Source organism: Devosia sp. LjRoot16 (assembly GCF_964252795.1).
Classification (GTDB): Bacteria; Pseudomonadota; Alphaproteobacteria; order Rhizobiales; family Devosiaceae; genus Devosia_A.
In genome coordinates this window covers 80133-103104 of record NZ_CAXUPH020000006.1, presented here as the reverse complement: position 1 = coordinate 103104, position 22972 = coordinate 80133, and the positions used below count along the sequence as shown (strand labels likewise).

Here is a 22972-nt window from a genome sequence, read left to right as displayed (position 1 = left end):
TCGCCAGAGAGGGGGTGCGGAGCCACCGGAACTAAACCCCCGCCACCTTCCGCTCCACCCAGAGCTGCCTGAGCCCGTCATACGCCCAGTTGTACGCAAACGCGTAGGGCAGGAAGAACAGGAAGAAGCCGATATCGAGCATGAAGGCCTGGACCAGCGAGATGTTCAGCAGCCACGCCGCGAGCGGCACGCCGACCAACACCAGGCCGCCTTCGAAGCCGAGCGCGTGCAGCGCCCGGACGGCAAGGGTGCGCGGCACGCGCGCCACCGGCCACAGCCGGTCGAAGACCAGGTTGTAGACGACGTTCCAGCCCATGGCGGTGGTCGAGAGCAGGATGGCCAGGAGCCCGACATGGCTGAGCGGCCGGTCGAGCAGCCAGGCGGCAATCGGCGCGCAGACGAGCAGCGCGATGACCTCGAAGCCGACCGCGTGGCCGATGCGTTCGAGGAAGGACCGGTTCTGGAGTTGCATGGTGTTCTCACACTTCAACGTCTTGGTTTGTCGCGCTTTCGAACTGGAAAGCGCTCCCGGATGTGAGCTGCACCTAGCATCGATTTTTCAGGTATACCAAGATAGGTACCATCGAGAATATCGATAGATGCAATATTCCCCCGAAGCCATGGAGGCCTTCGCCGCGGCGGCGGCGCTCGGCTCGTTCTCGGCCGCTGCCCGGCAGCTGCACAAGAGCCAGTCGACCATCAGCGCGGCGATCGCCAATCTCGAGGCCGATCTCGACCTGACGCTGTTCGACCGGTCGAGCCGCCTGCCGGTGCTGACGGCGGCGGGGCGGCGGGTGCTGGCGCATGTGCAGGAGATTCTGGCTGCCGGTGACCGGCTCGAGGCTTTGAGCTTGCGGCTCTCCGACAAGGTCGAGCCGCGGCTGACCATTGTCCTCTCCGACACTTATGGGCAGAGCGACCATCTCGAGCTGATGCAGGAGTTCGAGCGACGTTATCGCGATATCGAGCTCGAATGCCTGATCGCCGAGGGGCCCGATGTCATCGATCTCTTACAAGCGGGCCGGGCGCATCTGGCGGTCACCGCGGCGGCGCCATCCTATCCCAGCGGCATCGCCTCGGCCCGGCTGGCCGAGCCGACCCGCATGGGGGTGTTTGTGGCGCGTGAGCACCCGCTGGCGACGGCTGGCAGCCCGAGCGCCGAGCAGCTCGCGGCGACGCGGCAGATTTACCTCAACAGCTATGTCGGCGGCGGCACCCGGCCGCTCGGGCTTGCCTGGTCGGCGCCGAGCTACCTGATGCTGCTGGAGCTGACACAACAGGGTTTCGGCTGGGCCGAACTGCCCGACTGGCTGGTACGCCAGTATGCCGGCGACACGCTGGCCGAGCTGACACCCCGCGGCTGGCCCCGGCTGCTGCCGGTCGATGCGTTGTGGTCACGGAGCTCGCCGCCAGGGCCGGCGGGGCAGTGGCTGCTGGATGGTTTGCTGAAGGAGACGCGGGGGTAGGGGGCGAGGGTTGATCCAGGCGGGGGATGAGGTGCGCCGGCCGTGCCACACCGCCCCCTCGCCCCTCTGGGGAGAGGGCGGGGCTGAGGGGCGCCAAGCGCGCTTGGCCGAGCCCGGATTCCATCAATTGCAGGCGCGTCCGGTGTGCTTGGCGCCCCTCGCCCTAACCCTTCCCCCCGGGGGCGCTATTGCGCCCCCTAGGAGGGGCGAGGGGACGCTCGTTGCACCGACTGTGCCACGCAACCAGCACCGCCTTCTGGCTAGTTGCCCAACCCTCCCAACCGCAATACCATGCCAACCAGGAAAACGTTTTCCCAAACCTACTTTGCATATTGAACTCGCCGTAACCGGCGATCCGAGGGGGACAGATTGAGATTGAAACTTCTGGCTGCGCTGGGCGCGGCCGCGATGGTGCTTGCCAATTCGATGGCGCTGGCGGCGGGGATTGTCGAGTTCGGGTTGCAGGCGGAAAGCCCGACGCTTGGCCGGCCGATCCCTTATGCGGTCTACACGCCGTTTCCGGCGCCGGCCGAGGGAGAGCGGTGGCCGGTGGTCTATCTGCTGCACGGGCTGACCGGGGCGGATGGCGACTGGTTCACCTGGGGTAATCTCGGCCCGATCCTCGACCGGGCACTGGCCGATGGCCGAATTCCGCCGCTGATGGTGGTGGCGCCGGGGGCAGGGGACAGCTGGTATGTCGACAACCCCGATGCCGGAGGGTTCGGGCTGATCGACACGGCCTTCGCCACCGACCTCGTCAAGGCGATCGATGCGAAGTACCCAACGGCCAGGTGCCGCGCCGGACGGGCGATCGGTGGGGTGTCGATGGGCGGGGTCGGCGCCGTGCTGCAGGCGATCAACCACCCGGATGTCTATGGAGCGGTGATGAGCTTTGCCGGGGCGCTGCACAAGCCGCTGGAACAGAACGACCAGCGCAGCGGCTGGATCCCCGGGCTCTACCAGAACGTCTTCGGCGCGCCGTTCGACCGCGCCCGCTTCAACGCCGCCAACCCCTTCACATTGATGCCGAAACTCAGGCGCGCCGCCGACAAGCCGGCCTTCTACTTCGCCATCGGCGATGCCGATTTCCCGGACCTGATCCTCGCTTCGGCCGAGTATCACAACGGACTGACGCAGCTCGGCATCGACACGACCCTGCGGGTGACTCACGGCCGGCATTACTGGGACACCTGGCAGCAGCAGATCGTCCCGGCGCTGGAATGGCTGGCGCCGAAGCTGGACGCGAACTGCGGGCGATAGGGTATTACCTATGGCGGGCTGAGGGGCAGGAGGCGTCGATGCAGGAGTTCGTCTGGAGCGGCAGTGTCGATCCTTGCCTCGACGGGCCGCGCATCTACACGGCGGGTCGGGTCGCCATCGGGATTTGCGGCGGTAACGCCGCGTTCGGCGCAAAGAAGAACGAGGACGCGGCTTTGGTGTGGGCCGGCGAGGATTGGGTCTTCGCCGTGATCCTCGATGCGCATGCCGGCTCGGAAAGCGCCGACGCGGTGCTCGAGCTGTTCGAGGCGGGGAGGCCGGAGCTGCTGGCGCTGATCGAGCGGCCGGAGCCGTCGCATGTTGCGGTGCAGGCCGCGGTGACGCGCCTGCTGCTCGGCGGGGCGGCGCAGATGGCGCGGGTGCGGGGCGAGACGGCTTGCCTCGTCTGCTATCAGCAAGGCGGCTACCTGATGTGGCTGTCGATCGGCGACAACCAGCTTTACCTGCTGCATCCCGAGCTGCAGCGGCTGGGGCAGTTCACCCTTACGGTGCGTAACTATTTCGAGTGGATCGGCGAGCGGAGCAGCCTGACGCTCGAGGCGCCGTGCTTTTCCACCGGCATCCGGCAGTTGCGGCAGGGGATCAACACCATCGCGCTGGTGACCGACGGCCTGCTCGAGGTCGGCGACCGGCCGTTCGAGGACCCGGCGCGGGTCAGCCGCGAGCTGCTGTCGCCCGCGGGGGTGTCGGGCGCGATCTCCTCGATGCTGGCGGAGGTGCACCGGCTGGGCGGTACCGACAGCGCGACGGTGGTGGTGTGGCAGGTGGATAATCCGGGGATGGGGCTGATGCCGTCGGGGTGAGGGGGGGCCACAAACGACGCAGTCGGCGCACCCTCCCCCGCAGGCGGGAGAGGGACCCGACTGCACGTTCTGCGCGAGCCCGAACACCTACTTCGGCGCAGGCCCCGTCGATTCCCGCAGCACCAGCTCAACCGGCCACAACTCATGGATCGAGCCTGGGGGTTTGCCGTCCTGCATCTGCAGCAGGAGCTCGGCGATGCGGGCGCCGGCGGCGCGGATCGAGGAGCGGGTGGTCGACATGGAGGGGACCATGTTGTCGGCGTTGAGATAGGGGAAGACGTCGTCGTGGGCGATCATCGAGACGTCCTTGCCCAGCTCCAGCCCAGCCAGCCTGATGGCGCGGAACACCCCAAGCGCCGTCATCATCGAGCCGGCGAGGAAGGCCGTGGGGCGCGGGCGCCGCTCGAGGAAGGCCTGCGCCAGGCGGAAGCCGTTCTCGTCGGTGAAGCGGCCGCCGCCGATCAGCTGCGGATCGGGGGTCAGCCCGCGCGCCAGCATGGCGCTGCGGAAGCCGCGGTCGCGATGAATGGCGAAGGTCTGGTCCTCCGGGCCATTGATCATGGCGATGCGGGTGTGCCCGAGGTCGAGCAGATGGCTGGTGGCGCGGCGGAAGGCGCCCTCGTTGTCGATATCGAGCCAGGCATGCGGGATCTTCACGTTGTCGGCGCGCCCGTGCATCAGGAACGGCATGCCGAGTTCGGTGAGCGCGGCGATGCGTTCGTCGTTCGGTGTCGGAGCCGAAAGCACCAGGGCGTCGACGCGCTTGCTGGCGACGAGCCGGCGGAACACCGGTATTTCGTCGTCGGCGTCGATCGGCGTCACCACGATATCGATATCGTGCTGCGCCATGCGCTCGCTGATGCCGGAGAGAAATTCCGAGGTGTGCGGGCCGAAATGCAGCGAGCGCTGCAAGGGCAGGGTGACGCCGATGGCGCCGGAGCGGCCAGTGGCGAGGCGGCGGGCGCTGACATTGGCCCGATAACCGAGCCGGCGCGCCGCCTCGCTGACGCGCTCGCGGGTCGCCTCGTTGACCTCCGGAAAGCCGTTCAAGGCACGACTGACCGTCGTCTGCGACAGCCCCAGCTCCGCGGCCAAGTCTTTGAGTTTCATCACCAAATTCGTCTGCGCCCGTCAACGGCGCGCGGTGGTGTTCCACTCGCGAACCAAGCCCCGAAGCGGAGCTTACAGCCGGACGCCCTCCTCACCAAGTGCCGCATTCAAAGCGATTTGGAAAGCAAACGCAAGGGGCACGGAAGCGGCGGGGCGGCACTAACATTTCTGACGTTCGTACCTCAGGTCGAAATGCAGTGGTTTGCGGACGTTAACAGGTCGCCTCACTCAACACATTGATATTGCACGATGATTCGGCGCGCCAATTGTGGCGTTAAGGAATGGATGGCGAATCTCGCTTGACAGTATTTCATGGCTCTGGCTAGTTTCGATCCAAAGCGCTTTGGATGACTTTTGCGGGGCGGATCGCCCTCGGTCCTGGCGTTTTGGTGGGAGGAACTGACTGCCGATCTGCGCCGCGAGGCGTCGATCGCGTTTGGCTGCCTCCCGGTCATGTCTGTCCTTTGGGAGGAAGAATAATGAGAATGAAGTCCCTGATCGCCGCCCTGCTCGCCAGCGCCACGCTCGGCGTCATGGCCGCGCAGGCCGCCGATCTCTCGATCGTTTCGGGCGACACCGGCAATGGTCTCGAGTTCCTGCGCTCGCAGCTCGATCGCTTCGAGGCCGAGACCGGCAACAAGGTGACCGTGGTCCCGATGCCGTCCTCGACCACCGACCAGTTCGGCCAGTACAAGCTGTGGCTCGCCGCCGGCAACTCCGACATCGACGTGTACCAGACCGACGTGATCTGGGCGCCGCAGCTGGCGGACCAGTTCCTCGACCTGACCGATGCGGCCAAGGACGTGGCGGCGAACCACTTCCCCTCGATCATCGAGTCGCAGACGGTGAACGGCAAGCTCGTCGCGCTGCCGGCTTTCACCGACGCTCCGGCGCTCTACTACCGCAAGGACCTGCTCGAGAAGTACGGCAAGACGCCGCCCAAGACCTGGGCCGAGCTGACTGCCACCGCGCAGGAGATCCAGGACAAGGAGCGCGCTGCCGGCAACCCCGACATGCAGGGCTTCGTGTTCCAGGGCAACGCCTATGAAGGCCTGACCTGTAATGCGCTCGAGTGGGTGATGTCGAACGGCGGCGGCCAGATCGTCGAGCCCGATGGCACCATCTCGATCAACAACGAGAAGGCCGCTGCGGCGATCGATATGGTCAAGGGCTGGGTCGGCACGATCTCCCCGCAGGGCGTCCTCGCCTACCAGGAAGAAGAGAGCCGCGGCGTGTGGCAGCTCGGCAATGCCGTGTTCATGCGCAACTGGCCGTATGCCTACCAGCTCGGCAATGGCGACGACTCCGCCGTGAAGGGCAAGTTCGACGTGGTGCCGCTGCCGATGGGCGACGGCGAGGGTGCTCGTTCGGCTGCGACGCTCGGTGGCTGGAACGTTGCCGTGTCGAAGTACTCCAAGGCTCCGGAAGAGGCGATCAAGCTCGCCCTGTTCCTGTCGTCGACCGAAGTGCAGAAGGAACGCGCGATCAAGCAGTCCAACCTGCCGACGATCGTTTCGCTCTATGACGACGCCGACGTGGCGGCTGCCCAGCCGATCATCCCGAACTGGAAGGAAGTGTTCCAGAACGCCGTGCCGCGTCCTTCGGCTCCGACCAAGGTGAAGTACAACGAGGTCTCCTCGCTGTTCTGGTCGGCCGTGCACGACACGCTGTCGGGTAACGGCACTGCTGCCGAGAACCTCGAGCTGCTCGAAGCCAAGCTGACCGAGCTCAAGGGCGACGCCTGGTAAGCCTCAGCTGACGTTCGGTGCGGGCAGCCTTCGGGGGCCCGCACCGTCTGGAGCATTCGTCGCTTCGTTGAATCGACAAAATGCTCCAAGTCTTTGATTTGGTCGCGCTTTCGAACCGGAAAAGTCTCACGACTTCTCCTGAAAGCGCTCCGGTCCTGCAGCAGGGGAAGCGCCAGATGACTGTTGAAGCCACGGCAGGGCAAGCCGTCCGAACCCAGCCCAAGATCGAGTCCGAACTGCTCAAGTCGCGCGTCGGCGCGGCGATGTGGTTCCTGCTCCCGATGCTCGCGGCGCTCGCCGTGGTGGCCGGGTGGCCGCTGCTTCGAACGATCTACTTCTCCTTGACCAATGCCTCGCTGACCAACCTCTATGAGGCTGAGTTCGTAGGCTTCAAGAACTACCTGAGCTGGACCACGCTGAAGAGCGGCCGCACCGTGTTCTCGGGCCTCCTGGTCGATCCGGCCTGGTGGAACGCCGTGGGCAACACGCTGCGCTTCGCCGTCATTTCGGTGACGCTCGAGACCGTGCTCGGCATGGTCGTGGCGCTGGTGCTCAACGCCGAATTCAAGGGCCGCGGCATCGTCCGCGCCGCCATCCTGATCCCGTGGGCCATCCCCACGATCGTCTCGGCCAAGATGTGGTCGTGGATGCTGAACGACCAGTTCGGCATCATCAACGACCTGTTCATGAAGCTGGGGCTGATCAGCCACAAGATCGCCTGGACCGCCAGCGCCGATACGGCGATGACCGCCGTGCTGATCGTCGATATCTGGAAGACCACGCCGTTCATGGCGCTGCTGATCCTCGCCGGCCTGCAGATGATCCCCAAGGACATCTATGAGGCGGCCGAGATCGACGGCGTGCATCCGGTGAAGGTGTTCTTCAAGGTGACGCTGCCGCTGGTGCGGCCGGCGCTGATGGTGGCGGTGATCTTCCGCCTGCTCGATGCGATGCGCATCTTCGACCTGATCTATGTGCTGACGCCCAACAGCGCGGCGACCAAGACCATGTCGGTGATCTCACGCGAGAACCTCTTCGATTTCGACAAGTTCGCCTACGGCTCGGCGCAATCAACCTTCCTGTTCCTGATGATCGCCGTGATGACGGGGCTCTATATCTGGCTGGGCAAGGTCCGGTTCGACGGGGGAGACCGCTGATGACTCTGGACCTCTGGCACATCACCAAGCGGGTGGCGTTCTACGCGCTGGTGATCTTCATCGTCGTGGTGTCGATCTTCCCGTTCTACTACGCGATCCTCACCAGCTTCAAATCAGGCACCGACCTGTTCCGGGTCACCTACTGGCCGACCTCGTTCTCGCTCGACAACTACATGTCGGTGTTGACCACCGGCAGCTTCCCGCGGAACCTCTTGAACTCGGTGTTCGTCGCCGCGGTGACGGTGCTGGCCGCGCTGTTCCTCGCCATCACCGCGTCCTTCGCCTTGAGCCGCGTGCGGTTCCGGGGCAGGGGGCTGTTGCTGATGACCATCCTCGCGGTCTCGATGTTCCCGCAGATCGCGGTGCTGGCGGGCCTGTTCGAAGTGATCCGCTTCCTCGGCATCTACAACACGCCGTGGGCGCTGATCTTTTCCTACACCATCTTCACGCTGCCGTTCACCGTGTGGGTGCTCACCACCTTCATGCGCGACCTGCCGATCGAGATCGAAGAGGCGGCCATCGTCGATGGGGCGACGCCGTGGATCATCATCTGGCGCGTCTTCCTGCCGCTGCTGTGGCCGGCGCTGGTGACGACGGGCCTGCTCGCCTTCATCGCGGCCTGGAACGAGTTCCTGTTCGCCTTGACCTTCACCTCGTCGAACGCGACCCGTACCGTGCCGGTGGCCATCGCGCTGCTGTCGGGCGGCAGCCAGTACGAAATCCCGTGGGGCAACATCATGGCGGCATCGGTGATCGTCACCGTACCGCTGGTCGTCCTCGTCCTCATCTTCCAGCGCAAGATCATTTCCGGCCTGACCGCCGGCGGCGTAAAGGGCTAATTCCATGGCGCATATCGAACTCAAGAACATCAAGAAGTCCTTTGGCCTCGTCGATGTGATCAAGGGCGTCGATCTCGAGATTTTCTCGGGCGAGTTCATGGTCTTCGTCGGACCGTCCGGCTGCGGCAAGTCCACCTTGCTGCGCCTGATGGCCGGGCTCGAGGATATCACCTCGGGCGAGATGACCTTCGACGGCACGCTGGTCAACGCGCTGGCGCCTTCGAAGCGTGGCATCGCCATGGTGTTCCAGTCCTACGCGCTCTACCCGCACATGACGGTGTACGAGAACATGGCGTTCGGCCTGGAGCTGGCCAAGTCGAGCAAGGAAACGATCAAGGAGCGGGTGGAGAAGGCGGCCGAGCTGCTGCAGATCACCCCGTACCTGAGCCGCCTGCCCAAGCAGCTCTCAGGCGGGCAGCGCCAGCGCGTCGCCATCGGCCGCGCCATCGTGCGCGACCCCAAAGTGTTCCTGTTCGACGAGCCGCTGAGCAACCTCGACGCGGCTTTGCGCGTCGCCACCCGGCTGGAAATCGCCAAGCTGCACCACGCGATGAACAGCTCGACCATGGTCTACGTGACGCACGACCAGGTGGAAGCGATGACGCTTGCCGACCGCATCTGCGTGCTGCGCGATGGCCTGGTGGAGCAGGTGGGGACGCCCCTCGAGCTCTACGAGAACCCGCAATCGCTGTTCGTCGCCGGCTTTATCGGTTCGCCCAAGATGAACTTCCTCAACGGTGAGATTGCTTCGAAGTTCGGCGCTAACACCATTGGCGTGCGCTCCGAGCATATCGAGATCGCCGATCGCGACGGCGCCTGGAAGGGCAAGGTCGTGCACTCCGAGAGCCTCGGCTCGGACAGCTATGTCTATGTCGATATCGGCGCCGGCGGCGATCCGATCATCGTGCGGCAGGAAGGCACCCATATGCACCAGCCGGATGCCGACATCTCGATCGCGCCGATCCCCGGTAAGGTCTACCGCTTCGACAAGGCCGGAAAGCCGGTCAAGAACTGACAAAATTACCGCAGGCGCACGCATTTTCGCTGCGCCTGCCTCGATTTTCGCCGCACTTGCTTGCCAATTGCAGGGCCGCAATGCAGTGAATCCCGCCGACGATCAAACCGCTTTGAGAGCCAGTTTGGATGCCTTGGGCCGGAGCCATCATCCGGCCCTTTCCACGATTACCAAGGAGACCCGCCATGCCGATCCGCGTCACCGTCTGGGGTGAGAATGTCCACGAGCAGAAGAATAAGGCCGTGGCCGAGAACTACCCCAAGGGTATGCACGGCCAGATCGCCGCGCTGATCGGCGAGGACAAGAACCTCGTCCCGACCACTGTGACCCTGCAGGATGCCGAGCATGGCATGACGGTCGAAAAGCTCGCCAACACCGACGTCCTCGTCTGGTGGGGCCATGCCGCACATGGCGAAGTGAAGGACGAGATCGTCGAGCGCGTGGTGCAGCGCGTCTGGGAAGGCATGGGGCTGATCGTGCTCCATTCCGGCCACCATTCGAAGGTGTTCAAGCGCCTGATGGGCACGCCGGCAAACCTGCACTGGCGTGAAGCCGGTGAGCGCGAGCGCATCTGGGTGGTGAACCCGGGTCACCCGATCGCCAAGGGCCTTGGCCCCTATTTCGAGCTCGAGAACGAAGAGATGTATGGCGAGCCCTTCTCGGTGCCGGAGCCGCTCGAGACGGTATTCGTCTCGTGGTTCCAGGGCGGCGAGGTGTTCCGCTCGGGCCTTACCTATCGTCGCGGCGCCGGCAATATCTTCTACTTCCGCCCGGGCCACGAAACCTACCCGACCTATCACGACGCCAATGTCGGCAAGGTGCTGCGCAACGCAGTGAACTGGGCCTACAACCCGGATAACCACGCGCACCTCTTGAAGGCGCCGAATACGCCGGTGGATAAGGCGATCGAGCACATCGTCGAGCGCGGCGCCAAGCTGACGCATCACCCCAAGTGACGCTACGCTGATCTCTGCAGGGCCGCCTCCGGGCGGCCCTGATCCCGTCTCGACCTCCAACCCCGACAGAGCGATGCGCCTTCTCATTCTCGGTACCGGCCGGATGGCCAACAGCCACGCCAAAGCCTTCCAGGCCATCGAAGGTGTTCAGATGGTCGGCGCCGTCGACACCATCCCGGAGAACCTCGCGACGTTCTGCGACACCTACGGCATCGCCAACCGGTTTTCCTCGCTCGACGATGCGCTGGCCTGGGGCGATTTCGACGCCGTCGACAACATCACCCCGGATTCGATCCACCACCCGACAACGCTGAAAGTGCTGGCCGCCGGCAAGCACGTGTTCTGCGAGAAGCCGCTGGCGCCAAACTATGGGCTGGCGATGGAAATGGTCGAGGCGGCGGAACAGGCCGGCCTGATCAACATGGTGAACCTCACCTACCGCAATGTCGCCGAGCTCCACAAAGCCCGCGAGATCATCGCCTCGGGCGCCATCGGCGAGGTGAAGCATATCGAGGCGAGCTACCTGCAGCACTGGCTGGCGCTGCGCGATTTCAACGATGCCGCCAACCTAGCCGGCACCTGGCTGTGGCGGCTGTCGAAAGGCCACGGCTCGAACGGCACGGTCGGCGATATCGGCATCCATATCCTCGATTTCACCACCTTCGCCATCGGCCAGCCGATCGTCGCGATGAACAGCCGGCTGCAGACCTTCCAGAAGGTGCCGGGCGACCGGATCGGCGAATATGTGCTCGATGCCAATGACAGCTTCATCATTTCGGCCGAGTTCGCCAATGGCGCCATCGGCACCATCCACTCGTCGCGCTGGGCCTCGGGCCACTCGAACGACCAGCGGCTGCGCGTCTATGGCAACAAGGGCGGGCTGGAGCTGAGCCATGGCCACTGGGGCTCGCTGCTGCGGGTCTGTGCCGGCGAAGATGTCGCCACTTCGACCTGGCGCGAGGTGAAGGCCGAACCGGTGAAGACCAATTACCAGCGCTTTGTCGAAGCCGTGCAAACCGGCGTCCAGGCCGACCCGGATTTCCGCCACGCCGCCGAGCTGCAGAAGATCCTCGACTTGGCGCTCGTCGCCGACCTCGACCGGAAAGAATATCGGGTCTGACCCGACCGTAACGCATACGGGCGAAACCGCCCCATCTCGAAGGAATACACTATGCGCATGCTCATCCTCGGCACCGGCGGCATGGCCGCCCAGCACGCCAAGCACTTTGCCGCCATCGAGGGGGTGACCCTGGTCGGCGGCGTCGACGTCGATCCGAACCGGCTCGAGAAGTTCAACACCACGCACAACATCCCGAACGGCTTTGCCTCGCTCGACGCGGCCATCGCCTGGGGTGAGTTCGACGCGGTGGCCAATGTCACGCCGGATTCGATCCACCACGCCACCTCGATCGCGGCGCTGAAGGCCGGCAAGCACGTGTTCTGCGAAAAGCCGCTGGCGACCGACGCCACCAAGGCGTTCGAGATGGTCGACGTGGCCGAGCAGTCCGGGCTGATCAACATGGTCAACCTGACCTACCGGAACGTGGCGCAGCTGCAGAAGGCGCGCGAGATCGTGCTCTCGGGCGCCATCGGCGCGGTCAAACATGTGGAGTCGAGCTACCTGCAGAGCTGGCTGGTATCGAAGGCCTGGGGCGACTGGCGCACCGAAAGCCAGTGGCTGTGGCGCCTGTCCAAGAAGCACGGCTCGAACGGCGTGCTCGGCGATATCGGCGTCCACATCCTCGATTTCGCCTCGTATGGCTCGGGCCTCGAGATCGAGCATGTGTTCGCGCGGCTCAAAACCTTCGACAAGGCCGAGGGCAACAAGATCGGCGAGTACGAACTCGACGCCAATGACAGCTTCACCATGGCGGTGGATTTCGACAATGGCGCGCTCGGCGTGATCCATGCCAGCCGCTGGGCCACCGGCCACATGAACGAGCTGCGCCTGCGCGTTTACGGCGAGAAGGGCGGCGTGGAAGTGCAGCACCGCCACGATGGTTCGCGCCTGCGCGTCTGCCTCGGCGACAATGTCGAGAGCGGCACCTGGGAAGAAATGGACGTGCCGCCGGTGCCGACCAACTACCAGCGCTTCGCCGAGGCGGTGAAGACCGGCAAGATGCAGGAGCCGAGCTTCCGCCACGCCGCCGAGCTGCAGAGGGTGCTGGACCTCGCGACGGTGTCGGAGCAGCAGCGCAAGGAACTGCCGACGCACTGATCGACGCCTTTGGACGTTACGGGGAGCTGCGCCTGGTGCGTGGCTCCCTTTGCTTTTGTGGGGCGGCATGTAACGTCAGGCGGGGCGATCTCGGGGAGAGAGCATGGCGCTGCCGGAGTTTCCTGTCGTCTCCGACGAGATGCTGCACGCCATTGCGACCCAGCACGGCATTGCCGCCGGCTCGGTCGCACCGATGGCGCAGGTCGGGATCTTCAACGCCATCTACGCGCTGGGCGACCGGCACGTGCTGCGGGTGCCGCGCCTGCACCAGCGGTTCGAAGGTACGGCGCTGAACGAAGCGATCGCGGTGCCCCTGGCTCGGGCGGCCGGAGTGCGGACGCCGGCTTTGCTGGTGTCCGACGCGACGCGGAGCATCCTGCCGGTGGCCTACGGCATTTATGAGCGGGTGGAGGGCAGGGTGCTGGAGCGTATCGTGGCCGACCCGGCCCTCGCCGCGGCCACCTGGCGTGAGCTGGGGCGCGATCTGGCGCGCCTCCATGCCGGGGTGGAGCGGTCAGCGGCGACAGAGCTGCTCACCTGGGACGACAAGACCGACCCGCGGCCGCTGCCCGCCGAGATTGCGCGGGCCGGCTATTTCGGGGCGGCGGAGGCGGAGTGGCTGACGCGCTGGCTCGACCGGCTGGCGCCCTATGCGGAGGCGCCGGGTGAGGCGCGGTTCCTGCATGGCGATAGCCAGGCGAGCAACCTGATGGTCGGGGCCGACAACCTCGACTATGTGGCGGTGCTGGATTGGGGCGGTTGCGAATGGGGCGACGTGGCGCGCGATTTCGCCGGCGTGCCGCTGCGGGCGGTGCCGGCAATGCTCGAGGGCTATGGGGAGAGCGGCCGGATCGACGAGGGATTGCGGCCGCGGATCGTGTGGCGGCACCTGCAGATTGCGCTGCACCAGCTGCGGGGCAGGCCGGTGCCGGATTACTCCTGGGGCGAGCGGCCGATCGGCATGCTGCTGGAGGTGCTGCGGTTCTTCGGCGAGCAGCGCGATGAGGCCTGGCGGGCGTGCGGGCCGTCATCCCGGCGAACGCCGGGACCCACTGCTCTGAGGGCCGGGCTGAGCGCGGATCGTCGCCGGTCCATCTGAGATGGTTCGGGGTGTCCGGTGCGAGCGGAAGTGTCGGCGCACTGGGTCCCGGCGTTCGCCGGGATGACGACCGAGTGTAGGGGAGGGGACAGGGGTGGGGGTCCACAGCCACCGGCCTATCGTGTCCGCCCCCCGCCCATTGCAACCCAACCGCCTCGGGTCCATTTATGTTCGCGAGGAATCGGAGGGGCTTATGGGCATTTTGGGCGCCATCATCATTGGGTTCATTACCGGGGTCATCGCCAAGCTGATCACCCCGGGGGATCCCAAGCCGCGCGGCTTCATCCTGACCACGGTGCTGGGCATTGTCGGGGCGTTGCTGGCGACCTGGCTGGGGCACGCGATTGGCTGGTACCAGTCGGGCGAGCCGGCCGGCTTTTTCGGCGCCATTGTCGGCTCGATCATCGTGCTGCTGATCTGGCGGCAGCTGGCCAACCCGCGCTGACGCCATGGACATTCCAACCATCGAAACCGAGCGGCTGATCCTTCGCGCCTATACGCCCCAGGATTTCGACGCCTTCGCCGCCATGTGGGCCGACCCCGACGTGGTGCATTTCATCGGCGGCCGGGTGTTTTCCCGCGAGCAGAGCTGGCAGCGCTTCCTGACCCGGGCAGGGGGCTGGCAGCATCTCGGTTTCGGCTTTTTCGCGACATTCGAGAAGGAATCCGGCCACCTGGTCGGCGAGGCGGGCTTTCACGAAGCACGTCGCATCATCGAGCCGCCCCTCGAGGGGACGCTCGAAGCCGGCTGGGCGCTGATGCCTTCGGCGCAGGGCTGGGGCTATGCCACCGAGGCGATGCAGGCGGCGATCGGCTGGGCCGAGACGACCTTCCCCGCCCGTCGCATGACCTGCCTGATCAATGTCGACAACCTCGCCTCGATGCGGGTCGCCGGGCGGCTCGGTTTCAAGGAATTCGCGCGCACGATCTATGGCGACGACAAGGTGGTGTTGTTCCAGCGCTGAGCGTTCGCGCAGATGCGATTGGCCTGCGCTTGCAGGGCCCGCTGGACCACCCCCAATACTCGATGCCCACCTCCCCCTTGACGGGGGAGGCAAGCGAAGCTTGGGAGCGAGAGCGACCTAGCGGAGCTCGGAGGGGGTGTGCGGAGGGTACGATGCGTGCGGCTTAGCGCGCCTCCAGCCATTATCTAGCGTGTGGCACACCCCACCCCATCCCGGCCATTCGAGCGTAGCTCTCATGGCCTTCTCCCCTATCGCTCCACTGGAGCGATTTTGCCTACGGCCGGCTCGAAGCCCGTCAAGGGGAGGGTGTCCGCCGGTGCGTGCACACCCCCCACCAGCCTATCGGCTGGTCCCCCCCTCCCCCGCGAGCGGGAGAGGGAGCGCCGACTGCACGTTCTGGTGCTTACGGCTTCGGTGTTTCCGTAGCTGGCGCCATGGCGGGAGCCTCCATCGCTGGGGCTTCCATTGCCGGAGTCTCGGCAGGTGCCGCTGCCGGAGCCTCGGTTGTGGCGGGCGCAGCCGCCGGTGCTTCGGCAGGAGCCGCCGGAGCCTCGGCCGGCGCAGGTTCAGCCGCCGGAGCCTCAGCAGGAGAAGCGTCGGTGATGCGGCCGTCGGTGTAGGGGGTGTAGTCGCCGCCGAGCTTGGCGATGTAGTCGGCCACCACCTTCTCGAGCGGCGGGCCGAAGTCGTAGGCATTCACCGCCTTGGTGCCGAACAGCTCGTAGCCGTCGCCGCCGCCGCGCACGTAGTTGTTGGTGACGAGGCCATAGGTCTTTGCCGGGTCGATCGGCACCCAGTTATCACCATCCTTGACCAGCACGTCGGAGATGCGCGAGCCGGCGGGCTTGGACTTGTCGAAGGTGTACTTGAGGCCGGCGACCTGCGGGAAGCGGCCGGCGACTTCCTCGATCTGGCTCACGCCGTTTTCCAGCGAGGCGACGAGGTCGGCGCCGGTGAGCTGGAAGGTGGCGAGGGTGTTGGAGAACGGCAGCACCGTCAGCACTTCACCCATGGTGATCTCGCCGGCATCGATCGACGCACGCAGGCCACCCGAGTTGGCGATCGAAATGCTGACGCCCTGGTCGGCGACGCGGTCGAGCTGGGCATCGGCGACGAGGTTGCCCATCGAGCATTCCATGACGCGGCAGACATTGCGGTCGCCCTGGATAAGCTCGGTGGCGTTGCCGATGACTTCGGCCTTCAGCGCCTCGAGCGGCTTGCCGAGTTCGGCGACGCGATCGAGGAAGCCCTGGTCGGGGGTCACCGAAGCATCGAGCAGGATCGGCGCGCCAGTGGCGGAGATGACCTTGCCGGCATCGTCCCAGGTGACTTTCAGGTCACCCAGGACCTTGCCGTACTGGCCGGCCTGGACGATCGGCACGTCGACGCCGTCGGGGTTTTTCACCACGGTGGGGTAGGGGCCGGCTTCGCCTTCGCCGGTGCCGAGGAAGGTGTGGGTGTGGCCGCCGACGATCACGTCGATGCCGGAGACGGCCTTGGCCAGGTCCTGGTCGACATTGTAGCCGATATGGCTGACGACGATGATCTTGTTGATCCCGGCGCCTTCCAGCGCGCCGACGGCGCCCTTCACATATTCGGTGACGCTCTCGAACGCGACGTTCGGGCCGGGCGAGGCGATATCGGGGGTATCCTCGGTGGTGGCGCCGATGACGCCAACCTTCTCACCGCCGATATTGAGGACGATCACGCCCTTGGGCAGGCCCTTGAGGTCCGCGTCCTTGGTGGTGTCGAAGTTGCCGCCGATGATGGGGAACTTAGCCGAAGCGATGAACTTGGCGAACTCGGCCGGGCCATCGTCGAACTCGTGGTTGCCGGTGGCGACCACGTCGAAGCCCATGTCGTTCATGAAGTCGGCGACGATCTCGGACTTGTACTGGGTGTAGAACAGCGAGCCCTGGAACTCGTCGCCGGCCGAGAACAGCACGCTGTTCTCGCCTGCCGCCGTGGCCTTGGCGCGCTCAGCGTCGATGGCGGTCTTCAGGCGCGCAATGCCGCCGAAGCACTCGCCCTTGGTTTCGCCCTCAGCGTTACAGGTCGAGTCGGTGCCGGTGATGGATTCGAAGCGCGAGTGGAAATCATTGATGTGGAGGATTTTGAGCGAGAACTCGGCCTGCGCCGCGCCGGTGAATCCGGCCGATAGCGCCAGCGCCGCGGCGCCGAACAACAGCTTCTTCATATCCCTGTTCCTTTGCGTGGAATCCGGTTGGTCCGGACTCTTCTCGCACTGCATTGCAACGCCGGTGTAACAAGCATCAGGCATGCCGCTGGCCGTCATCCGCAACCCCAGTGGAAGCGCAAGTTAACTATAGAACGGACGGGAGCGGAAGGGCGTGGAGCGACGCTTTTGGGCTTCCATGAGCGGCCGGTTCGGTTACTCTCCGCCCGCTTTCGATCGCCGGTTACCGCGTGATCGGACCGGAGAAGTCAGCAGCTTTTCCCGATCACGTTTTTTTAGGAGTCGACTATGCGCAGTGCCTTGATCGTCTGGGGTGGGTGGAACGGGCACGACCCCGAGGAATGCGCGGCAATCTACCGGCGCTGGCTGCATGAAGACGGCTATTCGGTGCGGGTCGAAACCGACCTCCAGGTGTTCGCCGATCCGGCAATCCACGAGCTCAGCCTGATCATTCCGATCTACACGATGAGCAAGATCGAGAAGGAACCGCTGGCGAATCTGGTCAAGGCCATCGAAGGCGGCGTTGGCCTTGCCGGGCATCATGGCGGGATGAGCGATGCGTTCCGCGACGCGGTCGACTACCAGTTCGTGGTCGGCGGACAGTGGGTGGCCCATCCGGGCAACATCATCGATTACACGGTGGATGTAACGAAGCCCGAGGACCCGATCATGCAGGGGATCCCCGCCTCGTTCCCCTACACCTCCGAGCAGTATTACATGCACATGGACCCCTCGGTCGAAGTGCTGGCGACCACGACCTTTTCCGGCCAGCACGCGGCCTGGACCAAGGGCGTGGTAATGCCAGTGGTGTGGAAGCGGCTCTACGGCGCCGGCAAGGTGTTCCACTCGACGCTCGGCCACCAGGCCAAGGAATTCGAGAACCCGCAGATGGCGACGATTCTTCGCCGGGGTATCAACTGGGCAGCGCGCGACGAGGCTTAGGGGATAGCACCGAAGCCGGCAGTTTGCCGCCCTCCCCCGCAAGCGGGAGAGGGAACCCGACTGCAGGGATTGCACCAACCTGCCTACCACCGCAGCGCAAACCGCCCGATCAATGCCCCGATCACCGCCGTGGCGAGCACACCTGCGGTGTACCAGATGGCGATGAAGGGCATGCCGCTTTCGGTGCAGTGGAAGGCGTAGACCCAGACGCCGGCGCCGCCGGCGAACAGCCCGGCGGCGAAGCCGGCGAGGGTCGGGTTGGTCGGCGCGGCGCGGCGCATGGCGAGGATGACCGCGGCATAGATCGGGGCCGCGAGCGCGACGATGTAGAACGGGCAGCGCAAAGCGGTGTTGCCCATCACCAGGCGGCCCATCTGGTCGGGGCCCATCAGCACCAGTTGCAACAGGCCGCCGGCGCCGACCAGCAGCACGAGAATGGCGAGGCCGATCACCTGCCGGCGCAGTGTGCCGCCCGGTCGCGCCAGGTTGAGCGCGGCGATGCCGCCGATAATGGCAAAGCCCGCCGTATAGGCGAACTTGGTCCAGAACATCATGCTGCCGGGCGCTTCCATCATGTCGGACCTGGGGCCCAGCCAGGCGAGCATGATGAGCGCCGACAGCACGATGCCGAGGCCGGCCCAGCCGAACAGGCGGGTCTGCAGGGCGCGACGAGGGGTCGGCTTCAGGTCGGCGGTCAGCCGGTCGAGCAGCTCGTCACTCATCGGAGCGCCCTCCAAAGCGGTCGGCGAGCGATTTGAGCCCGCGGTGGATCGAGACCTTCACTGCCGATTCCGACATGCCGCTGCGCGCCGCGGCTTCGGCGATCGAGGCACCCTCCAGCCGCACCTGGCGGATCAGGTCGGCGCGGCGGGCGGGCAGGCTCGAGAGCACCGTATCGACATCCATGCGGGCGCTGGCGTCGCCGGTTTCGTCGCGGGCGAACAAAGCCGCATCGTCTTCCAGCGGCATGGTGGCGCGGACCTTGCTGCGGCGGAAATGGTCGATCAGCTTGTAGCGCGCGATGGCGTGCACCCAGGCGGTCAGCGGCTGGTTGCGGTCATAGGTCAGCCGTCGCGTGTGGATGGCCATCAGGGTTTCCTGCACCAGGTCGTCGCTGTTGGCGGCGAGCGCGGGGGTTAGGCGGCGCGCGAAATACGGCCGCAGGGTGCGGCGTAATTCCTCGAGCAGCATGCGATAGGCGCTCGCATCGCCGTCGAGCGCCTTCAGCATCAGCGCGCGAAGCCGCGCTTCCATGTCCGAGGTGACGCTCATTGAATCCTGAATTCGGCAGAGGTGCCGGAAAGGTTACACCGCGCCGCGAACTCTGTCGCGCTGTCACGAACGCGTGACGACGGTAACCGGGTGTCTGCCGGCGGCGAACTCCATCCCGTAACCGCCGCATGAGCGGCCAACGGGAGACTCACAGATGAAAGCCGCTCTTTCCACCCTTGCCCTTCTGGCCGCACTGGGTTTTGCGGGCCATGCCGCCGCCGAGGATGCTATGGCCACGCCGATGGCCGCCGAACCGATGGCGGGCGACGCCATGTCTGCCGCGCCCGGCGACGCCATGTCTGCCGCGCCCGGCGACGCCATGGCTGCCGATCCCATGGCAATGACTCCCGAGGCGATGCTGAAGGCCTGCCTCGAGAAGGCCGGCATGGAAGCCGATGCGATGAAGAAGGACGAGGCGAGCAAGGCCTGCCACACGGCGCCGATGGCTGGCGATGCCATGAGCGGCGACGCCATGTCCGCCACGCCCATGGCCGATGGCGCCATGGCTCCGGCGCAATAAACTATCCGTGATAAGCTGCAATCGCTCCCCGAACTGCCGTTCCTAAGGGCAGGCGGGGAGCGACGCCGGGAACCTTCGGGGGAATAAGTGACCGATCAGGCAATCGACAGAGTTGAGGTCGAACGAGAGGCGAAGCCGAAGGGGCCGCTGATCTATCGGCAGGCGATCCTGACGCGCGTCACTCACTGGGTGTGGGCGATCGCCATGTTGTTCCTGTTGCTCTCTGGCCTGCAGATCTGGAACGCCCATCCGGCGCTCTATATCGGCGCCCAGTCGGGCTTCGAGTTCAACAATGAGATCCTGAGGATCGGCGCGGAGAATACCGACGCCGGGCCGCGCGGCTTCACCACGGTGTTCGGGCAGAAGTTCGATACCACTGGAGTCCTCGGGATGAGCGAGCTCAGGGGGAACTCCAACTTCGTCGGTTTCCCCGGCTGGGCCACTATCCCGTCGTTCCGCGATCTCGCGACCGGCCGGGTGGTGCATTTCTTCTTTGCCTGGATCCTCGTCGGCGCGCTGGCCATCTGGCTGGTCTCCAGCCTCTTCAACGGGCACCTGTGGCGCGACGTGATCCTCAAGCCGCGCGATTTCCGTGAGCTGCCAAGGGATATCTGGGAGCATATCCGGTTCCGCTTCCATCATCGCCGAACCTATTCGCCGCTGCAGAAGGTCGCCTATTTCGGGGTGTTCTTCATCCTGTTCCCGCTGATCATCCTCACCGGGCTGTCCATGTCGCCGACGATGAATGCCGGCTGGCCATGGCTGGTCGAAGTGTTCGGCGGGCGGCAGACGGCGCGCACCATCCACTTCATCGTCATGGTGCTGCTGGTGCTGTTCTTCGTGGTGCACATCGCCATGGTGGTGCTGGCGGGGCCGATCAACGAGCTGCGCTCGATGATCACGGGGTACTATCGCACCAGCCCCGGCACCGAGCCCGACGCGCCCAAGAAGGAGAAGTCGAAATGAGCCGATTGATCCTCAACCGCCGCCGGCTGCTCGGGCTCGGCGCGGCTTCCGCCGGCTCGCTGGTGCTGGCCGGCTGCGACCAGTTCGATTTCCTCGGGGCGCGCAACGACCCGGTCCGCAACTTCCTCGAGCGGGCCAATGAGCTGACCTACAGCGCGCAGCGGGCGCTGGTCGGCGAGCAGGCGCTGGCCAAGGAATTCTCCGAGAGCGAGATCCGCCAGGGGCAGCGCCCGAACGGTTCGACCGATCCGCGCAATATCGAGCTCTATCGCGATCTCGAGGCGAGCGGCTTTGCCGCCTACAAGCTCAGGATCATCGGGCTGGTGGAAACGCCGAAGGAATATTCGCTCAGCGAGTTGCAGAATATGCCGGCGCGCACTCAAATCACCCGGCACGACTGCGTCGAGGGCTGGAGCTGCATCGCCAAATGGACCGGCGTGCCGCTGAGCCGGCTGCTCGACGAGGCCAAGGTGCAGCCGACGGCGAAGTTCGTCGTCTACCATTGCTACGACCAGATGGGCGGCGGGCTTTCGGCGCCCGAGGCCTATTACACCAGCTCCGACCTGATCGACGCCTTCCACCCGCAGACCATCGCGGCGTTCGGCCTCAACGGCGGCGCGCTGCCAGTCGCCAATGGCGCGCCGGTCCGCATCCGGATCGAGCGGGCGCTCGGCTACAAGCAGCCCAAATATGTCCACACCATCGAGCTGGTTGATAGCTTTGCCAAGTTCGGCCTGGGGCAGGGCGGCTATTGGGAAGACCACGGGTACGATTGGTATGGGGGGATTTGAGCGCCGGTTCGAAGGCCGCAACGTTTCGGCGTCCAATGCACGCCGAAATGTCAGGGAAGCGCTCTAGACCTCGGTCAGGACGACATCGCCGGTGACGATCCTGGCGCGAATCTCCAGGTAGTCGGCGCCATCTTTGGGTTGGCCGGCGCCATGCAGGCTCGAGCGGATCTGGCCGGTGACGGTCGAGATGTCGGTCCAGACCGCAATACCGGCAGGCACTCCCACATGTGCGTCGCCGGAGGCGCCCTCGACCGTCACACGGCCACGGCGCGCCGTGCCTACCGTGAGGTCGCCCGAACCTGTCCGCAGCGTAACGTCGGTTCCGGCATCGCCCACCCTGATATCTCCCGACCCCGTCTTTACCGAGGTCGCGCCACGCGTGGTACCCAGTTGCACATCGCCCGAACCGGTCGAAACCTCAACCACCGCACCCGACTGCGTCACCGACACATCGCCGGAACCGCTGCTTGCCTTCACGTCGTCCCGCGCGTTCTCGACACGGATGTTGCCTGAGCCGGTGTCCAGCACCATTGGTTTGGTGGCGGTGTCGACAACCAGGTCGCCAGAGCCGCTCTTCAGATGCGCTACCCCGACGCTGCCAACGACTGTGATATCGGCGCTGCCGGTACGGACGGCGACCTGGCTATCGGCTGGCAAGGTGATAGCGACGTCCAGGCGCGTATCGCCACCGAAGAATCCGTCGTGCTGTTTTGGGCCGATCACGGTGATCTGGTCGCCATCCTGGCTGACACGAACCTGGTCGGCGGCGTGGCCGAAGATCTCGACGATGGTCTCGGTCGTTTCGGTGGCCACGAGCTTGACCGACCCCTTGGCGATCTCGGTGACAAGCCGCACCGGCAGACGAGTCTCGAAGCGATGCATGGTCATTCGTCTCTCCTGTTGTGGACTTCTGTTGTGGACAGGCGGATCGGGGAGTTTGGTTAGATCCAGCCGGTCATGCGGCGGCCTCGCTTGCCGGAGGTTTCTCCGGCTGGGTCGGCGCTGCCGCTCGGCGGACCATCGCCGCGGGTGGCCGCGCGCACGGTGCCGACCAGCCAGTTGTTGAGCGATTGTCCCGAGCGCGCGGCCATTTCCTCGGCCTTCGCCTTCATCGTCTCCGGCATGCGCAGGGAGATACGGGCGAGGTTGCCATCGTCATCGGCCTCATCGAGCGGTGGGCTGAAGCCGGGGTCATCGGCAAGCGGCAGCTGCAGGACGAAATCCAGCTCGCGGCCGTTGAGCCTGACCTCGACACTGCCGCTCGGCAGCTTGGCGGTAATCTCTGCGGCTGCCTGGCTGATGGCATCCATCAGCGCCAGCCGCACAGTGGGGCTCAAAGCGAACAGCAGGCGCTCTGTCGCCTCGCGCACCTCTGGGGCCGCCACGTCGGCAGCCGCAAGCAGGTCTTTTCGAAAGCCGTCGATGTGTGGTGTCAGGTCCATGGCGCAACAGATGACATCATAGTGACGTCATGTCAATGCGGATGTGACGTCATCATGTGCGGTTGTGACGTCATATGGGGCCGGGATGGGGATTTGGCGCTGACTGATAGAGACGGCCCCCTCCCATCCTCCCCCACAAGGGGGAGGTGCCGCATCCAGTTTGAGGCACGATCCCGCCACGCACACGA

24 protein-coding genes are annotated in these 22972 nt (G+C 65.3%); 17 read left to right on the top strand and 7 right to left on the bottom strand.

What is annotated here, in order from left to right:
- Window positions 1-31 precede the first annotated feature (31 nt).
- Window positions 32-472: a multidrug/biocide efflux PACE transporter gene (locus ACSQ23_RS24640; RefSeq protein ID WP_436092217.1), complete on the bottom strand. Its 441-nt coding sequence runs from the start codon at window positions 470-472 to the stop codon at window positions 32-34.
- Between the two features lie 127 nt (window positions 473-599).
- Between ACSQ23_RS24640 and ACSQ23_RS24635 the strand changes: the two genes are divergently transcribed.
- The 3 genes from ACSQ23_RS24635 (at window position 600) to ACSQ23_RS24625 (ending at window position 3547) form a co-directional block, all read left to right on the top strand.
- The gene (locus ACSQ23_RS24635) at window positions 600-1466 is read left to right on the top strand and encodes a LysR family transcriptional regulator (protein WP_056001370.1); all 867 of its coding nucleotides are present in this window, start codon (window positions 600-602) and stop codon (window positions 1464-1466) included.
- A gap of 375 nt (window positions 1467-1841) precedes the next feature.
- Window positions 1842-2726, top strand: coding sequence for an alpha/beta hydrolase (locus tag ACSQ23_RS24630; RefSeq protein ID WP_436092216.1), 885 nt, complete (start codon window positions 1842-1844; stop codon window positions 2724-2726).
- Window positions 2727-2764: 38 nt separating this feature from the next.
- Entirely contained in the window at window positions 2765-3547 is a 783-nt protein-coding gene (locus ACSQ23_RS24625; protein ID WP_436092215.1) for a protein phosphatase 2C domain-containing protein, read from the top strand.
- 87 nt (window positions 3548-3634) lie between these two features.
- On the opposite strand, the gene ACSQ23_RS24620 is transcribed toward ACSQ23_RS24625, so the two are convergent.
- Window positions 3635-4657 (bottom strand): substrate-binding domain-containing protein, encoded by a 1023-nt coding sequence (locus ACSQ23_RS24620; protein WP_055881001.1) that lies wholly within the window; start codon window positions 4655-4657, stop codon window positions 3635-3637.
- 485 nt (window positions 4658-5142) lie between these two features.
- On the opposite strand from ACSQ23_RS24620, the gene ACSQ23_RS24615 reads away from it, so the two are divergent.
- The 10 genes from ACSQ23_RS24615 to ACSQ23_RS24570 all read left to right on the top strand — a co-directional run bounded on the left by ACSQ23_RS24615 (window position 5143) and on the right by ACSQ23_RS24570 (window position 14654).
- Complete coding sequence (locus ACSQ23_RS24615; protein WP_436092453.1) at window positions 5143-6405, top strand: ABC transporter substrate-binding protein; 1263 nt, start codon at window positions 5143-5145, stop codon at window positions 6403-6405.
- Window positions 6406-6668: 263 nt separating this feature from the next.
- Window positions 6669-7562, top strand: coding sequence for a carbohydrate ABC transporter permease (locus ACSQ23_RS24610; protein WP_244488521.1), 894 nt, complete (start codon window positions 6669-6671; stop codon window positions 7560-7562).
- Window positions 7562-8401 (top strand): carbohydrate ABC transporter permease, encoded by an 840-nt coding sequence (locus ACSQ23_RS24605; protein ID WP_055880992.1) that lies wholly within the window; start codon window positions 7562-7564, stop codon window positions 8399-8401. Before ACSQ23_RS24610 ends, ACSQ23_RS24605 begins: the two co-directional genes overlap by 1 nt.
- Before the next feature lie 4 nt (window positions 8402-8405).
- Window positions 8406-9416: an ABC transporter ATP-binding protein gene (locus tag ACSQ23_RS24600; protein WP_436092214.1), complete on the top strand. Its 1011-nt coding sequence runs from the start codon at window positions 8406-8408 to the stop codon at window positions 9414-9416.
- Window positions 9417-9601: 185 nt separating this feature from the next.
- Window positions 9602-10372 carry a ThuA domain-containing protein gene (locus tag ACSQ23_RS24595; RefSeq protein WP_055880985.1) on the top strand — a complete coding sequence of 257 codons (771 nt, stop codon included), beginning with the start codon at window positions 9602-9604 and terminating at the stop codon, window positions 10370-10372.
- Window positions 10373-10445: 73 nt separating this feature from the next.
- The gene (locus ACSQ23_RS24590; protein WP_436092213.1) at window positions 10446-11492 is read left to right on the top strand and encodes a Gfo/Idh/MocA family protein; all 1047 of its coding nucleotides are present in this window, start codon (window positions 10446-10448) and stop codon (window positions 11490-11492) included.
- 51 nt (window positions 11493-11543) lie between these two features.
- Window positions 11544-12590, top strand: a complete 1047-nt coding sequence (locus tag ACSQ23_RS24585) for a Gfo/Idh/MocA family protein (protein ID WP_436092212.1) — start codon at window positions 11544-11546, stop codon at window positions 12588-12590.
- A 103-nt stretch (window positions 12591-12693) separates the two neighbouring features.
- Window positions 12694-13689: a phosphotransferase family protein gene (locus tag ACSQ23_RS24580; RefSeq protein WP_436092211.1), complete on the top strand. Its 996-nt coding sequence runs from the start codon at window positions 12694-12696 to the stop codon at window positions 13687-13689.
- Window positions 13690-13882: 193 nt separating this feature from the next.
- Window positions 13883-14134, top strand: a complete 252-nt coding sequence (locus tag ACSQ23_RS24575) for a GlsB/YeaQ/YmgE family stress response membrane protein (RefSeq protein ID WP_055880977.1) — start codon at window positions 13883-13885, stop codon at window positions 14132-14134.
- Window positions 14135-14138: 4 nt separating this feature from the next.
- Complete coding sequence (locus ACSQ23_RS24570; RefSeq protein ID WP_436092210.1) at window positions 14139-14654, top strand: GNAT family N-acetyltransferase; 516 nt, start codon at window positions 14139-14141, stop codon at window positions 14652-14654.
- 403 nt (window positions 14655-15057) lie between these two features.
- Here the strand turns inward: ACSQ23_RS24570 and ACSQ23_RS24565 are convergent, their stop codons facing one another.
- Window positions 15058-16851, bottom strand: a complete 1794-nt coding sequence (locus tag ACSQ23_RS24565; RefSeq protein WP_436092209.1) for a bifunctional metallophosphatase/5'-nucleotidase — start codon at window positions 16849-16851, stop codon at window positions 15058-15060.
- A gap of 288 nt (window positions 16852-17139) precedes the next feature.
- Between ACSQ23_RS24565 and ACSQ23_RS24560 the strand changes: the two genes are divergently transcribed.
- On the top strand, window positions 17140-17793 hold the full coding sequence (locus ACSQ23_RS24560) for a ThuA domain-containing protein (protein WP_055880971.1): 654 nt from the start codon (window positions 17140-17142) through the stop codon (window positions 17791-17793).
- An 83-nt stretch (window positions 17794-17876) separates the two neighbouring features.
- Here ACSQ23_RS24560 and ACSQ23_RS24555 read toward each other — a convergent pair whose 3' ends face one another.
- Together ACSQ23_RS24555 and ACSQ23_RS24550 are read right to left on the bottom strand one after the other, a co-directional pair.
- Window positions 17877-18515: an NrsF family protein gene (locus ACSQ23_RS24555; protein WP_436092208.1), complete on the bottom strand. Its 639-nt coding sequence runs from the start codon at window positions 18513-18515 to the stop codon at window positions 17877-17879.
- A complete protein-coding gene (locus tag ACSQ23_RS24550) occupies window positions 18508-19065 on the bottom strand; it encodes a sigma-70 family RNA polymerase sigma factor (RefSeq protein ID WP_436092207.1) in 558 nt (185 codons plus the stop codon). The genes ACSQ23_RS24555 and ACSQ23_RS24550 overlap by 8 nt, the downstream gene beginning before the upstream one ends.
- 154 nt (window positions 19066-19219) lie before the next feature.
- On the opposite strand from ACSQ23_RS24550, the gene ACSQ23_RS24545 reads away from it, so the two are divergent.
- From ACSQ23_RS24545 to ACSQ23_RS24535, 3 genes are all read left to right on the top strand, one after another.
- Window positions 19220-19585 carry a hypothetical protein gene (locus tag ACSQ23_RS24545; RefSeq protein WP_197421239.1) on the top strand — a complete coding sequence of 122 codons (366 nt, stop codon included), beginning with the start codon at window positions 19220-19222 and terminating at the stop codon, window positions 19583-19585.
- Between the two features lie 87 nt (window positions 19586-19672).
- The gene (locus ACSQ23_RS24540; protein ID WP_436092206.1) at window positions 19673-20551 is read left to right on the top strand and encodes a cytochrome b/b6 domain-containing protein; all 879 of its coding nucleotides are present in this window, start codon (window positions 19673-19675) and stop codon (window positions 20549-20551) included.
- Window positions 20548-21342 (top strand): molybdopterin-dependent oxidoreductase, encoded by a 795-nt coding sequence (locus ACSQ23_RS24535; RefSeq protein ID WP_055880965.1) that lies wholly within the window; start codon window positions 20548-20550, stop codon window positions 21340-21342. Before ACSQ23_RS24540 ends, ACSQ23_RS24535 begins: the two co-directional genes overlap by 4 nt.
- 63 nt (window positions 21343-21405) lie before the next feature.
- Here ACSQ23_RS24535 and ACSQ23_RS24530 read toward each other — a convergent pair whose 3' ends face one another.
- Both ACSQ23_RS24530 and ACSQ23_RS24525 read right to left on the bottom strand, forming a co-directional pair.
- On the bottom strand, window positions 21406-22230 hold the full coding sequence (locus tag ACSQ23_RS24530; RefSeq protein ID WP_055880962.1) for a DUF4097 family beta strand repeat-containing protein: 825 nt from the start codon (window positions 22228-22230) through the stop codon (window positions 21406-21408).
- Window positions 22231-22283: 53 nt separating this feature from the next.
- On the bottom strand, window positions 22284-22784 hold the full coding sequence (locus ACSQ23_RS24525; protein WP_055880959.1) for a hypothetical protein: 501 nt from the start codon (window positions 22782-22784) through the stop codon (window positions 22284-22286).
- Window positions 22785-22972 lie beyond the last annotated feature (188 nt).

Excerpts from the sequence above, each read along its gene's own strand:
- ACSQ23_RS24605 (WP_055880992.1), top strand. The coding sequence starts at position 7,562 with ATGACTCTGGACCTCTGGCACATCACCAAGCGGGTGGCGTTCTACGCG.
- ACSQ23_RS24545 (WP_197421239.1), top strand. The coding sequence starts at position 19,220 with ATGAAAGCCGCTCTTTCCACCCTTGCCCTTCTGGCCGCACTGGGTTTT.
- ACSQ23_RS24530 (WP_055880962.1), bottom strand. The coding sequence starts at position 22,230 with ATGACCATGCATCGCTTCGAGACTCGTCTGCCGGTGCGGCTTGTCACC.
- ACSQ23_RS24600 (WP_436092214.1), top strand. The coding sequence starts at position 8,406 with ATGGCGCATATCGAACTCAAGAACATCAAGAAGTCCTTTGGCCTCGTC.
- ACSQ23_RS24565 (WP_436092209.1), bottom strand. The coding sequence starts at position 16,851 with ATGAAGAAGCTGTTGTTCGGCGCCGCGGCGCTGGCGCTATCGGCCGGA.
- ACSQ23_RS24640 (WP_436092217.1), bottom strand. The coding sequence starts at position 472 with ATGCAACTCCAGAACCGGTCCTTCCTCGAACGCATCGGCCACGCGGTC.
- ACSQ23_RS24555 (WP_436092208.1), bottom strand. The coding sequence starts at position 18,515 with ATGAGTGACGAGCTGCTCGACCGGCTGACCGCCGACCTGAAGCCGACC.
- ACSQ23_RS24595 (WP_055880985.1), top strand. The coding sequence starts at position 9,602 with ATGCCGATCCGCGTCACCGTCTGGGGTGAGAATGTCCACGAGCAGAAG.
- ACSQ23_RS24610 (WP_244488521.1), top strand. The coding sequence starts at position 6,669 with ATGTGGTTCCTGCTCCCGATGCTCGCGGCGCTCGCCGTGGTGGCCGGG.
- ACSQ23_RS24560 (WP_055880971.1), top strand. The coding sequence starts at position 17,140 with ATGCGCAGTGCCTTGATCGTCTGGGGTGGGTGGAACGGGCACGACCCC.
- ACSQ23_RS24635 (WP_056001370.1), top strand. The coding sequence starts at position 600 with ATGCAATATTCCCCCGAAGCCATGGAGGCCTTCGCCGCGGCGGCGGCG.
- ACSQ23_RS24525 (WP_055880959.1), bottom strand. The coding sequence starts at position 22,784 with ATGGACCTGACACCACACATCGACGGCTTTCGAAAAGACCTGCTTGCG.
- ACSQ23_RS24615 (WP_436092453.1), top strand. The coding sequence starts at position 5,143 with ATGAAGTCCCTGATCGCCGCCCTGCTCGCCAGCGCCACGCTCGGCGTC.
- ACSQ23_RS24575 (WP_055880977.1), top strand. The coding sequence starts at position 13,883 with ATGGGCATTTTGGGCGCCATCATCATTGGGTTCATTACCGGGGTCATC.
- ACSQ23_RS24580 (WP_436092211.1), top strand. The coding sequence starts at position 12,694 with ATGGCGCTGCCGGAGTTTCCTGTCGTCTCCGACGAGATGCTGCACGCC.
- ACSQ23_RS24570 (WP_436092210.1), top strand. The coding sequence starts at position 14,139 with ATGGACATTCCAACCATCGAAACCGAGCGGCTGATCCTTCGCGCCTAT.
- ACSQ23_RS24625 (WP_436092215.1), top strand. The coding sequence starts at position 2,765 with ATGCAGGAGTTCGTCTGGAGCGGCAGTGTCGATCCTTGCCTCGACGGG.
- ACSQ23_RS24620 (WP_055881001.1), bottom strand. The coding sequence starts at position 4,657 with ATGAAACTCAAAGACTTGGCCGCGGAGCTGGGGCTGTCGCAGACGACG.
- ACSQ23_RS24550 (WP_436092207.1), bottom strand. The coding sequence starts at position 19,065 with ATGAGCGTCACCTCGGACATGGAAGCGCGGCTTCGCGCGCTGATGCTG.
- ACSQ23_RS24590 (WP_436092213.1), top strand. The coding sequence starts at position 10,446 with ATGCGCCTTCTCATTCTCGGTACCGGCCGGATGGCCAACAGCCACGCC.
- ACSQ23_RS24585 (WP_436092212.1), top strand. The coding sequence starts at position 11,544 with ATGCGCATGCTCATCCTCGGCACCGGCGGCATGGCCGCCCAGCACGCC.
- ACSQ23_RS24535 (WP_055880965.1), top strand. The coding sequence starts at position 20,548 with ATGAGCCGATTGATCCTCAACCGCCGCCGGCTGCTCGGGCTCGGCGCG.